The sequence below is a fragment of the Streptomyces graminofaciens genome (assembly GCF_030294945.1).
GTDB classification, from domain to species: domain Bacteria; phylum Actinomycetota; class Actinomycetes; order Streptomycetales; family Streptomycetaceae; genus Streptomyces; species Streptomyces graminofaciens.
This window is the reverse complement of record NZ_AP018448.1, coordinates 8,053,482-8,065,728: the sequence shown is the minus strand read 5'-3', so window position 1 is coordinate 8,065,728 and position 12,247 is coordinate 8,053,482. Positions and strand designations below refer to the sequence as shown.

General features: G+C 71.2%; 14 protein-coding genes. 4 read left to right on the top strand and 10 right to left on the bottom strand.

Annotation, left to right across the window (positions count from 1 at the left end):
- Nucleotides 1–2: 2 nt before the first annotated feature.
- Nucleotides 3–191, bottom strand: coding sequence for a DUF397 domain-containing protein (locus tag SGFS_RS35530; protein ID WP_286256260.1), 189 nt, complete (start codon nucleotides 189–191; stop codon nucleotides 3–5).
- Nucleotides 188–1,036: a helix-turn-helix domain-containing protein gene (locus SGFS_RS35525; RefSeq protein ID WP_286256259.1), complete on the bottom strand. Its 849-nt coding sequence runs from the start codon at nucleotides 1,034–1,036 to the stop codon at nucleotides 188–190. The genes SGFS_RS35530 and SGFS_RS35525 overlap by 4 nt, the downstream gene beginning before the upstream one ends.
- A 118-nt stretch (nucleotides 1,037–1,154) precedes the next feature.
- On the opposite strand from SGFS_RS35525, the gene SGFS_RS35520 reads away from it, so the two are divergent.
- The gene (locus SGFS_RS35520; protein ID WP_286256258.1) at nucleotides 1,155–1,868 is read left to right on the top strand and encodes a PH domain-containing protein; all 714 of its coding nucleotides are present in this window, start codon (nucleotides 1,155–1,157) and stop codon (nucleotides 1,866–1,868) included.
- Nucleotides 1,869–1,874: 6 nt separating this feature from the next.
- On the opposite strand, the gene SGFS_RS35515 is transcribed toward SGFS_RS35520, so the two are convergent.
- Genes SGFS_RS35515 through tsaB form a run of 4 tightly spaced genes read right to left on the bottom strand, consistent with a single transcriptional unit; the run spans nucleotide 1,875 to nucleotide 4,375 of the window.
- Nucleotides 1,875–2,129 (bottom strand): hypothetical protein, encoded by a 255-nt coding sequence (locus tag SGFS_RS35515; RefSeq protein ID WP_286256257.1) that lies wholly within the window; start codon nucleotides 2,127–2,129, stop codon nucleotides 1,875–1,877.
- Nucleotides 2,126–3,229 carry a tRNA (adenosine(37)-N6)-threonylcarbamoyltransferase complex transferase subunit TsaD gene (gene tsaD, locus SGFS_RS35510; protein WP_286256256.1) on the bottom strand — a complete coding sequence of 368 codons (1,104 nt, stop codon included), beginning with the start codon at nucleotides 3,227–3,229 and terminating at the stop codon, nucleotides 2,126–2,128. Before tsaD ends, SGFS_RS35515 begins: the two co-directional genes overlap by 4 nt.
- Nucleotides 3,222–3,695, bottom strand: a complete 474-nt coding sequence (rimI, locus tag SGFS_RS35505; protein WP_286260231.1) for a ribosomal protein S18-alanine N-acetyltransferase — start codon at nucleotides 3,693–3,695, stop codon at nucleotides 3,222–3,224. Before rimI ends, tsaD begins: the two co-directional genes overlap by 8 nt.
- A 26-nt stretch (nucleotides 3,696–3,721) precedes the next feature.
- Complete coding sequence (tsaB, locus tag SGFS_RS35500) at nucleotides 3,722–4,375, bottom strand: tRNA (adenosine(37)-N6)-threonylcarbamoyltransferase complex dimerization subunit type 1 TsaB (protein WP_286256255.1); 654 nt, start codon at nucleotides 4,373–4,375, stop codon at nucleotides 3,722–3,724.
- A 133-nt stretch (nucleotides 4,376–4,508) separates the two neighbouring features.
- Here tsaB and SGFS_RS35495 point away from each other — a divergent pair, with 133 nt between their 5' ends.
- Nucleotides 4,509–5,078, top strand: a complete 570-nt coding sequence (locus tag SGFS_RS35495) for a hypothetical protein (protein WP_286256254.1) — start codon at nucleotides 4,509–4,511, stop codon at nucleotides 5,076–5,078.
- A gap of 388 nt (nucleotides 5,079–5,466) precedes the next feature.
- Here SGFS_RS35495 and tsaE read toward each other — a convergent pair whose 3' ends face one another.
- The 4 genes from tsaE to SGFS_RS35475 all read right to left on the bottom strand — a co-directional run bounded on the left by tsaE (nucleotide 5,467) and on the right by SGFS_RS35475 (nucleotide 9,516).
- On the bottom strand, nucleotides 5,467–6,030 hold the full coding sequence (gene tsaE, locus SGFS_RS35490) for a tRNA (adenosine(37)-N6)-threonylcarbamoyltransferase complex ATPase subunit type 1 TsaE (RefSeq protein ID WP_286256253.1): 564 nt from the start codon (nucleotides 6,028–6,030) through the stop codon (nucleotides 5,467–5,469).
- Complete coding sequence (locus SGFS_RS35485) at nucleotides 5,996–7,249, bottom strand: alpha/beta fold hydrolase (protein WP_286256252.1); 1,254 nt, start codon at nucleotides 7,247–7,249, stop codon at nucleotides 5,996–5,998. The genes tsaE and SGFS_RS35485 overlap by 35 nt, the downstream gene beginning before the upstream one ends.
- Nucleotides 7,250–7,394: 145 nt before the next feature.
- Entirely contained in the window at nucleotides 7,395–8,555 is a 1,161-nt protein-coding gene (gene alr / locus SGFS_RS35480; protein WP_286256251.1) for an alanine racemase, read from the bottom strand.
- A gap of 64 nt (nucleotides 8,556–8,619) precedes the next feature.
- On the bottom strand, nucleotides 8,620–9,516 hold the full coding sequence (locus SGFS_RS35475) for a L,D-transpeptidase family protein (protein WP_286256250.1): 897 nt from the start codon (nucleotides 9,514–9,516) through the stop codon (nucleotides 8,620–8,622).
- A gap of 185 nt (nucleotides 9,517–9,701) precedes the next feature.
- On the opposite strand from SGFS_RS35475, the gene glmS reads away from it, so the two are divergent.
- Nucleotides 9,702–11,549, top strand: a complete 1,848-nt coding sequence (gene glmS / locus SGFS_RS35470; protein ID WP_286256249.1) for a glutamine--fructose-6-phosphate transaminase (isomerizing) — start codon at nucleotides 9,702–9,704, stop codon at nucleotides 11,547–11,549.
- A gap of 48 nt (nucleotides 11,550–11,597) precedes the next feature.
- Nucleotides 11,598–11,969, top strand: coding sequence for a holo-ACP synthase (locus SGFS_RS35465; RefSeq protein ID WP_286256248.1), 372 nt, complete (start codon nucleotides 11,598–11,600; stop codon nucleotides 11,967–11,969).
- Nucleotides 11,970–12,247: the final 278 nt, after the last annotated feature.

Genomic DNA, 12,247 nt, shown 5'->3' with positions numbered 1-12,247 from the left:
GTTCAGTCCGCCTGGGCCGCCGCGTACGAGACGAAGGCGGCCCAGGCGGAGGGGCCGAGGCCGAGGTGGGGGCGGGTGGTGTCTTTGGAGTCGCGGATGTGGATGGTGGCGGGGGTGAGGGCGACTTCGATGCAGCTGTCGGCTTGGGGGCTGCTGTACGTGCTCTTGAACCACGTGAGGTGGGTGCTCATAGTGCTCCTCGGATGCGCCTGAGCAGGTCCTCGGAGTCTTCGGGCGGCAGGGCCTGCGAACGCAGTGTTGCATACCGCTGGCCAAGGGTAACGACCTCTTTTACGTCCGCGATCAGCCGCCCGTGCTGCTGGCCTTCGGCGTACGCGTACCGCCTCCCGTCCTCCGTCTCCAAGAGCTGGAGTGGGCCCGCGAGGCAAGCGTGCGCCTGAAAGGCCATCGGCATGATCTGCACATCCACATTGCGCGCCTCCACGCAGGCGAGAACGTGGTCGAGCGCGTCGCTCATGACCGCCGGACCGCCGAGGCGACTCCGCAGCACAGCCTCGTCGACGATGAAGCTGAACGACGTGCCGGGGCGCTCGCGCAGAAGCTGCTGCCGCTCCATCCGCGCACGCACCTGACTCTCCATCTCCTCCTCGTCGACCAGCGGGATGTTGTTGGAGAACGCGGCCCGAACGTACGCCTCCGACTGCAACAGTCCCGGCAGGATGCGGCACTCGTACGTCGCAAGATGGACGGCCTCCCGCTCAAGCCGCGCCCACGTCCTGAACCACGCCGCCAACCCCGGCTGTCGAGCCATGTGCTTGAACGCACCCCGAACGGCCCCCGTGTTGCCCGTGGCTTCCTCCGCCAGCTCCACGAACCGCAGGTCGGCGAGCCTGCGCCCCAACTCGATCGAGGCGACGGAGTGTTTCGACAGATGAACGAGCGCCCCGAACTCCTCCCGGCTCAGCCCCGCATGCTCCCGCAGCGCCTGCACCACCGCCCCGAACGCCTTCATGCTGTCCGACGACTCGGGCTCGCCACCCGGCCCCTGTGACGCCCACTCAACACCGTGCACCATCAACCCAGAGTGACCGTCCGCTCACCGTACTGTCCACCGAACAGCCACGTACTCCCCCCTCAGTACGCGCCGTTCACAGTGATGAGCTATAACGAGGCCCTGCGAACGGGGGCTCCAAATGAGTGACGGGATCGAGCGGGAGTACCGCAAGACTCGGGGGGTACCGTCCACGTACCTCGTGCTGATGGCCGCGGGCATACTGGTCAGCGTCAACGCGGCGCGCGCGATGACGGAGTTCGGGCCGTCGGCCTGGAACGCGCTGGCCCTGGTGGTCTGGCTGGTCGCCATCGGCCGGGTGGCGCTGGAGCAGTGGCGCGCGCATACGTCGATCACGGCCGACGGGGTCACCGTACGCGGGCCACTGCGCACACGTACCTGGGCCTGGTCCGAGATCTACGGCATCCGGGTCGAGGACAACAAGAGGGGCAGCACCCCTCGCTGGTCGGGCTATCTCTACGCCACCGACGGCCGCCGGGTCCGCCTCCCCCACCTCGACGATTACCAACTGACGGACCTGATCGCCGAGGTCGCCGACCTGTACGCCACCGCCGTACGGCTCGGGCTCACGTCACCGGAGACGCGGCCCGACGTGGAGGAGCGCATCGAGCGCGGGGCGCGACGGCGCAAGGCGTTGCAGCGTGCGGCCCTCGCCAGCGGGACCGTCGCGGTCGTCATGTTCGCCCTCGACTTCTGGATGATCCTCGCCGACCGGCCGACGCACACGTTCCTGCTGGTCCTGTGCCTCCCGCTGCTCTGCCTCCCGGTCTTCTTCCTCGTCCTGGACCGCGTCGGCGAGGCCCAGGCCGCCCGGCAGACCCCAGGCCACGCCTAGGGCCTGTCACTCGCCCAGTGACTCGAACCGCCACCGGTGCACCGCCCGGGTGACCAACTCGCCGCCCGGCTCGGGGAGTTCGGGCAGCTCGGCGTCGTACGGCGCGTCCCACCACGTGACGACGAGGACGCGGTCCTGCGGTGCGCGGAAGGTCTCCCGGCGCAGAGGCGCTGCCGCGAGCTCCTGTGCCCGCGCCCAGGCCAGCAGCTCCTCGCCCCGCCCCTCGACCGCCCGGGCCTCCCACATCAGCGCGACGGTCACGAGTACAGGTTGTCCTTGCTCACCTCGTGCACATGATCATGACCGTGCGCGTGCCGGGTGCCCGGCACATGCGGGTCGGTCACCGGCAGCGAAGAGTCCGCCGACAGGTCCCAGTCCGAGGCGGAGCGCCCCCGCGCCACCATCTCCGCGCCCAGCGCGGCCACCATCGCCCCGTTGTCCGTGCACAGCTTGGGGCGCGGTACCCGCAGCCGGATACCGGCCGCCTCGCAGCGCTCCTGCGCCAACACCCGCAGCCGGGAGTTGGCGGCGACACCCCCGCCGATCATCAGATGGTCGACGCCCTGGTCCTTGCACGCCCGCACGGCCTTCCGCGTGAGCACATCCACCACGGCCTCCTGGAAGGAAGCGGCCACATCCCGCACCGGCACCTCCTCCCCGGCCGCCCGCTTGGCCTCGATCCAACGGGCCACGGCGGTCTTCAGCCCGGAGAAGGAGAAGTCGTACACGGGGTCGCGCGGCCCGGTAAGCCCGCGTGGGAAGGCGATGGCGGACGGGTCGCCCTCCTTCGCGTACCGGTCGATGACCGGCCCACCCGGGAAGCCGAGATTGAGCACGCGCGCGATCTTGTCGAACGCCTCGCCCGCCGCGTCGTCGATCGTCGCCCCCATGGGCCGTACGTCGGACGTGATGTCCGTCGACAGCAGCAGCGAGGAGTGCCCGCCGGACACCAGCAGTGCCATCGTCGGCTCGGGCAGCGCACCGTGCTCCAGCTGGTCCACACAGATGTGGGACGCGAGGTGGTTGACACCGTACAGCGGCTTGCCCAGCGCGTACGCGTACGCCTTCGCGGCCGAGACCCCGACGAGCAGCGCGCCGGCGAGCCCGGGCCCGGCGGTGACGGCGATGCCGTCCAGGTCCCTGGCGCTCACCCCCGCTTCCTTCAGCGCGCGGTCGATGGTCGGGACCATCGCCTCCAGATGCGCCCGGGACGCCACCTCGGGCACGACTCCGCCGAAGCGGGCGTGCTCGTCGACGCTGGAGGCGATGGCGTCGGCCAGCAGTGTCGTACCGCGCACGATGCCGACACCGGTCTCGTCGCAGGAGGTCTCGATCCCCAGGACCAGGGGTTCGTCAGCCATTGATCTCGGTTCCTTGTACGGAGGTTGAGGGGTCGTGCAGGCGCATGACGAGCGCGTCCACGTTGCCCGGCTGGTAGTAGCCGCGGCGGAAGCCGATCGCCTCGAAGCCGTAGCGCTCGTACAGCTTCTGGGCGCGGACGTTGTCGACCCGGCATTCGAGCATCACCTCGGCGCACTCGAACGCGGTGGCGGCCCGCAGCAGCTCGGTGAGCAGCTGTCCGCCGAGCCCGGTGCCCCAGTGTTCGCGGGCGACGGCGATGGTCTGTACGTCGCCGAGGTCGCCCGCGGCGGACAGCCCCGCGTACCCGACGAGCCGCTCCCCCGTCTCCGCCACGACGTACCGCCGGGTGGCCTCGGGCCCGCGCGCATGGGCCAGCTCGGACCAGAACATGCCCCGAGACCAGGCGTCCTCGGGAAAGAGATCCTTCTCCAGTTCGAGGACGGGATCGATGTCCCACCAGCGCATCTCGCGCAACACGTATGCCTGTGGGGTCACTTGGGGGTGACCACCTTGTAGTTCTTGGGGACCTGGGCGTCGGGCCGGCGCAGATACAGCGGCCGCGGGGCCTGAAGCTCCTCGCCCTTCCCCAGCCGCTCGGCGGCGAGCGAGGCGAGGGCGGCCGCGGAGACGTGCTCGGGCTCGCGGGCGTCGGGGAAGGCGTCGGGATAGAGCAGCGCGCCCGCGCCGACGGCGGGCAGCCCGGCCACGAGCTCGGCGATCTCGGCGGGCCGATCGACGGCGGGCTCGGTGACTCTGGTCCGGGGGTCCTCGTAGCGCGCCCAGTAGACCTCCTTGCGCCGGGCGTCGGTCGCCACGACGAAGGGGCCCTCGACTTCGGCCGCGTACGCGAGCCCGTCGAGCGTGCACAGGCCGTGTACGGGGACCCCTAGGGCGAGGCCGAAGGTGTCGGCGGTCATCAGGCCGACGCGCAGCCCGGTGTACGGACCGGGGCCGACGCCGACGACGATGCCGGTGACCGCGTCGAGGCGGGTGCCCGCCTCGGCGAGGACCCGGTCGACGGCGGGCAGCAGCAGTTCCCCGTGGCGACGCGCGTCGACCTGGCTCGACGCGGCGACGACGTCCGTGCCGTCGTGCAGCGCGACGGTGACGGCGGGGGTGGCGGTATCCAGAGCGAGCAAGAGCACGCAAACAGCCTACGGCGCTTCGGCCCTGCCCACGGCCGCCCCGGCACACGGCCCCTCTGCTGCTACCGTCACAAGCGAAGACGTACGTATCAACGGTGGTACGTACGCCGGTACGAGAGGTGGGGCACAGAAGGTGGCCAGTAGCAGCTCGGGATTCGTGGCCGGGCTCACCGCGGCGGCCATCGCCGCAGTCGGTTTCCTCGCCTACCAGGCGTCGGCGAACGTGCCGGACGACCTGGGCAAGGGGTCCGCCTCGAAGTCGCCGGAGCCCAAGAAGTCCACGGCTCCCGCCGAGCGGGACAAGGGCAAGGACAAGGACGACAAGGCCCTGCCCGACGACTCGGGCACCGGCGAGCGTGTCGTCTACGACCTCGACGAGGACCGCGTCTGGCTGGTCGGGGCCAACGAGAAGGTCACCCGCACCTTCGAGGTCACCCCCAGCACGGTCGACCCGACCCCCGCCACCTACTCGGTCACGTCCCGGGCCAACGCGATCACCGGCTCCGACGGCACCCCCATCGAGCATGTGGTCCTCTTCGCCACGGCCGACGGCGTCCCCATCGGCTTCAGCGCGGCGGTCGACGGCTCGACCCCCGAGCCCGACCCCACGGTCAAGACGGGCGGCATCCGGGAGTCCCGAACAGACGGCAAGGCGATGTGGGACTTCGCGGGCATCGGCACGAAGGTGGTCGTGGTCGAGTAGGGAGCGCGATCCGAGGCAGCGGGTGCGCACCGGAGGAGCGCGGGGAACCGCGCGACAAGCCACAACGCCCCGCGGCCGCGCCACGGCCCCGAGCACCCTTCCCGGCGCGCTACGCGGCTTTGGGTCGCCGCACTTCAACAGGCTTGGCCACGGGCTCACGCGGCGGAGTGGACACGACCTTCGCCGCCGCACAGGACGCCAACAGATCCCGCATGGACACCCCGGCAACCCCCGAGGGCCTCGACTGTGATCCCCGCATGGACGCCTCCCGATGCCGTCGGCGAACCAGAAGTTAGGTACACCTAACTACGCACTGGCTACCATGTGACCACGCCAGGACGCCCGACGCAACACTTTGCCGACACGCTGTCGGAACCTCCGAGCCGGGTCAGGCCGAGAGAACACCCAGCTCCACCGGCGGAGCCCACCGCTCCCCCAGCCCGGTCACCGTCACATGCCGCACCTCGTCGGTCGTGTCCCCGACCGCCCGGTGGATGACGACATGCAGCCGGTCGTCGGTCAGCTCCTCGACCTTGCCCTCGCCCCACTCCACGACGACGACGGAGTCCGGCAGCGAGACATCCAGATCGAGGTCCTCCATCTCGTCCAGCCCGCCGCCCAGGCGATACGCGTCGACGTGCACCAGCGGCGGCCCGTCCCCCAGCGCCGGATGCACCCGGGCGATCACGAACGTCGGAGACGTGACCGCCCCCCGCACATCCAGCCCCTCGCCGAGTCCGCGCGTGAGCGTCGTCTTCCCGGCGCCCAGCTCCCCGTTCAGCATCACGAGATCCCCCGCGCGCAGCAGCTTGGCCAGGCGGCGGCCCAGCTCGCGCATCTGGTCGGGGGAGTTGACGGTGATCTCGACGGACGACGAGGCGGACGACGAGGCGGACGACGACACGGACATGGGCTGCTCACCCGGGTTGTGCGGTGCTGCTGGCGCTTCCATAGCCACTAACCGTAGCCCCTGCGGGCACGGCACCCGCGCGGGTGAGCAGGTCGGCGAGGCGGTCGGTGACGACCTCGGGGTGCTCCAGGATGACGAGATGCCCGGCGTCCGGAACGAGCACCAGCTCCGCGTCCGGCAGCAGATCGGCGATCGCCTCGCTGTGCTCGCTCGGGGTGACGAGGTCCTTGACCCCGGCGAGGACGAGCACCGGCAGCTCGGCGAAGGCGGCGAGCGCCTCCGTCTTGTCGTGCTCGGTGAACGCCGGGTAGAACTCGGCGACCACGTCGATCGGCGTGCCCTCGATCATCCGCTCGGCGAACCGCGCGACCGCCGGGTCGACGTCCCGGGACGCGAACGAGTACCGCTTGATGATCCCGGCGAAGAGATCGGCGGTGGCCCGCCGCCCCCGCTCCACCAGCGCGGCCTGCTGCCCGAGCGCCTTGAGCACCCCGGGCAGTACCCGCCGTACGACGTTGACGCCCGCGACGGGCAGCCCGAAGTTGACCTCGCCGAGCCGCCCCGACGACGTACCGACCAGGGCGACGGCGACCACCCGCTCCTGGATCAGCTCGGGGTAGTGGGCGGCCAGGGCCATGACGGTCATCCCGCCCATGGAGTGCCCGACGAGCACGATCGGCCCCTCGGGCACGGCCGCGTCGAGCACCGCCTTGAGGTCGCGGCCGAGCTGGTCGATGGAGACCGGCTCGCCCTCCTGGAGCTGGCCCACGCCGTGCGCCGAGCGGCCGTGGCTGCGCTGGTCCCAGTGCACGGTCCGCACGACCCCGCGCAGCGCGGCCCGCTGGAAGTGCCAGGAGTCCTGGTTGAGGCAGTAGCCGTGGCTGAAGACGACGGTGACCGGCGCCGGTGCCTTGCGGCCGAAGAGCCGGCGCCTGCGGGGGGACAGGGCGACCTCGGGGTCGATGTCGTCGACCTCGTAGTACAGCTCGGTGCCGTCGTCGGCGTACGCCTTGCCGGGGGTGCCGCGCAGCGCGCCGTACGGGCCCGTGGAGTCGAGGGCCAGCCGGGCCTTCTGGCGCATGCCGCGCCCCACCGTGAGCCGCTCTATGGCGACCCCGGCGGCGGCACCCGCGGCGACCACACCTATCGCGGCGCCCACGACGCCGGCCTTGCGCCAGTTGCCGGCGTTCCCGGCGGCGGAGACGGCCGTGGAGGCCGCGCTCGCGACGGCCTCCACGGCCTCCGCGCTGCTCTCGCTCACGTCCTGCTCCTCTTCACCGGAATCTGCACCGGAATCGCGTTCACCGGAATCACGGTCTGCTCATGTGCACACCTGTGCCGGGGTTACCCGTCTCGTTCGCTTATCACGTACGCGCGTTCGAAAGTGGCCGTTCACTCATCGGCGTTCACACACCGGTGTTCACGTAGACGCGCGGAACGCGCGTTCCGATGCGCGTCACGATCTCGTACGCGATGGTGCCCGCCGCCTTCGCCCAGTCCTCGGCCGTCGGCTCGCCCGCGTCACCCGCTCCGAACAGCACGGCTTCGTCCCCGGCCGCGGGCTCGTCCCCGCCGAGGTCGACGACGAACTGGTCCATCGCGACCCGCCCGGCGACCGTCCGCCACTTGCCGCCGACCAGGACGGGCCCGGTCCCGGAGGCGTGCCGGGGGATGCCGTCCGCGTAGCCGACGGGGACCAGGCCGAGGGTCGTGGCGCCCGGGGTGACGTAGTGATGTCCGTAGCTGACGCCGTGACCCCCCGGTACGTGCTTGACCAGGGCGAGCGAGGCGCTGAGCCGCATGACCGGGCGCAGCCCGAAGTCGGCCGAGCTGCCCAGTTCGGGGCTGGGCGAGATGCCGTAGACCGCGACGCCGGTCCGGACGAGGTCGAAGTGGGTGTCGGGGAGGGTGAGCGTGGCCGGTGAGTTGGCGATGTGCCGCACCTCGGGGCGTACGCCCTGCTCCTCGGCGTACGCCACCAGCTCGCGGAAGCGCGTGAGCTGGGCGGCGATGGAGGGGTGCCCGGGCTCGTCGGCGCAGGCGAAGTGCGACCAGAGGCCGGTGACACTCACGAGGCCCGCCGCCTCCGCGCGCAGGGCCTCGGCGACCAGTTCCGGCCAGTCGTCCGGCTGGCAGCCGCCCCGCCCGAGGCCGGTGTCGGCCTTGAGCTGCACGCGCGCGCGTACGCCCGCCTCGCGTGCCGCGCGGGTGACTTCGCGCAGCGCCCACATGCCGCCGACCGAGACGTCCAGATCGGCCTCGACGGCCTCGCGCCAGGGCCCGCCCGGGGTCCAGAGCCAGCACATGATGCGCCCCGGCAACCCGGCCGCACGCAGGGCCAACGCCTCCTCGGGCGTGGCCGTGCCGAGCCAGGTCGCCCCCGCCTCGACTGCCGCGCGGGCACACGGCACCGCCCCGTGGCCGTACGCGTCGGACTTCACGACGGCCATCAGAGCAGCGCCCGGCGCGAGCGCGCGGAGCGTACGCACGTTGGCCCGCAGGGCGGCCAGATCGATCTCGGCACGGGCCCGCAGGGCCTCGATCGGAAGGGGAACGGTCTCAGTCATGGCAGCCCCAGTGTCTCAGAGAGCTCCGACAGCCCCTGGCTCGCCCTGGAATGGCTCACGGGGATCACAGGCCCACTCGCCGCCCCCACACGAACACCCGGTCCTTCGTCTTCAGCACGTCCCACAACTTCCGCGCGTCCGCCAGCCGCATGTTCACGCACCCCATGGACCCGATCTCCGTGTCGAGGGACCCGTACACCGCGTGGAACGCCTGCCCGCCGCTGAAGAACTGGCTGTACGGCATGGGCTGGTTGTAGAGCGTCGACCAGTGGTTCTTGTGCTTCCAGTACACGCTGTGCCAGCCGGCACGGGTCGGGTACTGCTTACGGCCGCTGCGGATCGGCGCCGGGCCGAACAGCACCTTCTTCCCCTTCTGCACCCAGGTCAGCTGCCGGGAGAGGTCCACACAGGCCACCCGGTAGGTGCGCACGGGGCACTTCCCGGCCGCGTTGGGGTTCTTCCTGGCGGACAGCAGCCGCATCTTGGCCCAGGTCACCGGCCCGGCGAAGCCGATCGCGGGCTTGATGAGGTACTTGAGCTGGAAGGCCCGGATCGCGAGACAGTCCGCCCGCGACTGCTTCCCGTCCACCTTCAGCTTCAGCCACCGCTCCACCTGACGCTGATAAGGGCCGGTCAGCTTGGTGCACGACACCTCGACCCCGCGCACCGCCTCACTGAGCGGCACGTACTCGATGAGGTCGTACGTCCCCGGGGGCGCGTCCTTCGGCTCCCTCGCCTCCTCCTCCGCGCTCGGCGTGTACACGCGCGGCGGCAGCGCCTGATCGGGCGTGTCGAGCTGCCAGGGCTGGTGGGGGCCCGGCGGCACTCCGGGGACGAGTTGCTCGGCGCGCGGCTTCGGCGCGGGCGGCGCGGGGTCGGCCGCGGCGGCGTCCATGGGGAGCGCGGCGGTGAGGGCGAGAACGACCGCGACGCCCCGGAACACCAGATGTCTGTTTGTCATGCGATGTCTGTTTGCCATGCGATCAGCGATACGTGGCGCACGCGCGCGTGGGGGTGCGCCGCGCTCGGGAGGTCACCCGATCCGAGGGCTCACCGAGCGCCACAATGTCACGTACAGTAACTACAGGCACACAACAAGTCGCTTCGCAGTCGCTTCCCGGTGGTCCTGAAGGGGTTGGGTTCGGTATGTGCGGAATCGTGGGATACGTGGGCTCGCAGTCGGCGCTGGACGTGGTCCTGGCCGGGCTGAGGCGGCTGGAGTACCGGGGGTACGACTCGGCGGGCGTGGCGGTGCTCGCCGACGGGGGCCTGGCCGCCGCCAAGAAGGCGGGGAAGCTGATCAACCTGGAGAAGGAGCTCGTCGGCAGACCGCTGCCGACGGGCTCGACCGGAATCGGCCACACCCGCTGGGCGACCCACGGCGGCCCCACGGACACCAACGCCCACCCGCATCTGGACAACGCGGGCAGAGTGGCCGTCGTCCACAACGGCATCATCGAGAACTTCGCCGCGCTGAGAGCCGAACTGGCCGAGCGGGGCCACGACCTGGCCTCCGAGACGGACACGGAAGTGGTGGCGCATCTGCTCGCCGAGGAGTTCTCCTCGTGCGCGGACCTGGCGGAGGCGATGCGGCTGGTGTGCCGCCGGCTGGAGGGCGCGTTCACGCTGGTCGCGGTGCACGCGGACGAGCCGGGCGTGGTCGTGGGGGCGCGCCGGAACTCCCCGCTGGTGGTCGGCGTCAGCGAGGGCGAGGCCTTTCTCGCCTCGGACGTCGCCGCGTTCATCGCCCACACGCGGTCGGCGATCGAGCTGGGCCAGGACCAGGTGGTGGAGCTGCGCCGGGACGGCGTGACGGTGACGACGTTCGACGGCCGCCCGGCGGACGTCGTCTCGTACCACGTCGACTGGGACGCGTCGGCGGCGGAGAAGGACGGCTACGACTACTTCATGCTCAAGGAGATCGCCGAGCAGCCGAAGGCGGTCGCGGACACGTTGCTGGGCCGGATCGACGGCTCGGGCTCCCTGACGCTGGACGAGGTCCGGATCAGCACGTCGGAACTGCGCGAGCTGGACAAGGTCGTCATCGTCGCGTGCGGTACGGCTTTCCACGCGGGCATGATCGCCAAGTACGCCATCGAGCACTGGACCCGCATCCCGTGCGAGGTGGAGCTGGCCAGCGAGTTCCGCTACCGCGACCCGATCCTCGACCCGCGCACGCTGGTGATCGCCATCTCCCAGTCGGGCGAGACGATGGACACGCTGATGGCGCTGCGGCACGCCCGCGAGCAGGGCGCCAAGGTCCTCGCCATCTGCAACACCAACGGCTCGACGATCCCCCGAGAGTCGGACGCGGTGCTGTACACGCACGCCGGCCCGGAGGTCGCCGTCGCCTCGACGAAGGCGTTCCTGACGCAGCTGGTGGCCTGCTATCTCGTCGCGCTGTACCTCGGTCAGGTTCGCGGCACCAAGTGGGGCGACGAGATCCGGGCGGTGATCCGCGACCTCTCCCGCATCTCGTGCGAGGTGGAGCGGGTCCTGGAGACGATGGAGCCGGTACGGGAGTTGGCGCGCACGCTCGCGGCCAAGGACACGGTCCTGTTCCTGGGCAGACACGTCGGCTACCCGGTCGCCCTCGAAGGCGCCCTGAAGCTCAAGGAGTTGGCGTACATGCACGCGGAGGGCTTCGCGGCGGGCGAGCTGAAGCACGGGCCGATCGCCCTGATCGAGGAGGACCTCCCGGTGGTCGTCGTGGTCCCGTCCCCCGCGGGCCGCTCCCTCCTCCACGACAAGATCGTCTCCAACATCCAGGAGATCCGCGCGAGGGGTGCCCGCACGATCGTCATCGCGGAGGAGGGCGACGAGGCCGTGGTCCCGTACGCCGACCATCTGATCCGCGTCCCCGCCACCCCCACGCTCCTCCAGCCCCTGGTCGCCACGGTCCCCCTCCAGGTCTTCGCCTGCGAACTGGCGACGGCCCGCGGCAACGAGGTGGACCAGCCGAGGAACCTGGCGAAGTCGGTGACGGTGGAGTGAGCGCGGGCGAAGCCGTGTTGGGGGTGGGGGCACCGTAGGGTGCAGTCCATGCCCATCATCGGAGTCGGGATCGACGTCGCCGAGATCGACCGCTTCCAGGCCGCCCTGGAACGCACCCCCAGCATGGCCGAACGCCTCTTCCTGCCCGCCGAGTTGCTCCTCCCCAGCGGCGACCGGCGGGGCATCGCGTCCCTGGCGGCCCGCTTCGCCGCGAAGGAGGCCCTCGCCAAAGCTCTCGGCGCCCCCGCCGGCCTGCACTGGACCGACGCGGAGGTCTGCGTCGAAAGCTCGGGCCAACCCCGCCTCCGAGTGACCGGCACGGTGGCAGCCCGAGCCGCCGAGCTGGGCGTCAAGTCCTGGCACATCTCCCTGAGCCACGACGCGGGGGTGGCTTCGGCGGTGGTGGTGGCGGAGGGCTAGCCCCGCCGTGGCTGCGGACTACGGGCACGTGCCGCTGGGGCCGCACAGCTGCGGGCATTCGCGCCGCTGGGGCCGCACAGCTGCGTGCATTCGCGCCGCCCCTAGCTGCGTGCATTCGCGCCGCCCCTAGCTGCGTGCATTCGCGCCGCCCTTAGCTGCGGGCATTCGTGCCGCTGGGGCGGCACGGGTGGGCGCAGCGGCACCCCGTAAGCGCCGGGCCGTGCGACCTCCCCCGCCCAGCAAGAGCCCCCGGCTCCAGGCAGGGAACCCGCACCACA

Excerpts from the sequence above, each read along its gene's own strand:
- SGFS_RS35530 (WP_286256260.1), bottom strand. The coding sequence starts at position 191 with ATGAGCACCCACCTCACGTGGTTCAAGAGCACGTACAGCAGCCCCCAA.
- SGFS_RS35525 (WP_286256259.1), bottom strand. The coding sequence starts at position 1,036 with ATGGTGCACGGTGTTGAGTGGGCGTCACAGGGGCCGGGTGGCGAGCCC.
- SGFS_RS35520 (WP_286256258.1), top strand. The coding sequence starts at position 1,155 with ATGAGTGACGGGATCGAGCGGGAGTACCGCAAGACTCGGGGGGTACCG.
- tsaD (WP_286256256.1), bottom strand. The coding sequence starts at position 3,229 with ATGGCTGACGAACCCCTGGTCCTGGGGATCGAGACCTCCTGCGACGAG.
- rimI (WP_286260231.1), bottom strand. The coding sequence starts at position 3,695 with ATGCGCTGGTGGGACATCGATCCCGTCCTCGAACTGGAGAAGGATCTC.
- tsaE (WP_286256253.1), bottom strand. The coding sequence starts at position 6,030 with ATGGAAGCGCCAGCAGCACCGCACAACCCGGGTGAGCAGCCCATGTCC.
- alr (WP_286256251.1), bottom strand. The coding sequence starts at position 8,555 with ATGACTGAGACCGTTCCCCTTCCGATCGAGGCCCTGCGGGCCCGTGCC.
- SGFS_RS35475 (WP_286256250.1), bottom strand. The coding sequence starts at position 9,516 with ATGACAAACAGACATCTGGTGTTCCGGGGCGTCGCGGTCGTTCTCGCC.
- glmS (WP_286256249.1), top strand. The coding sequence starts at position 9,702 with ATGTGCGGAATCGTGGGATACGTGGGCTCGCAGTCGGCGCTGGACGTG.
- SGFS_RS35465 (WP_286256248.1), top strand. The coding sequence starts at position 11,598 with ATGCCCATCATCGGAGTCGGGATCGACGTCGCCGAGATCGACCGCTTC.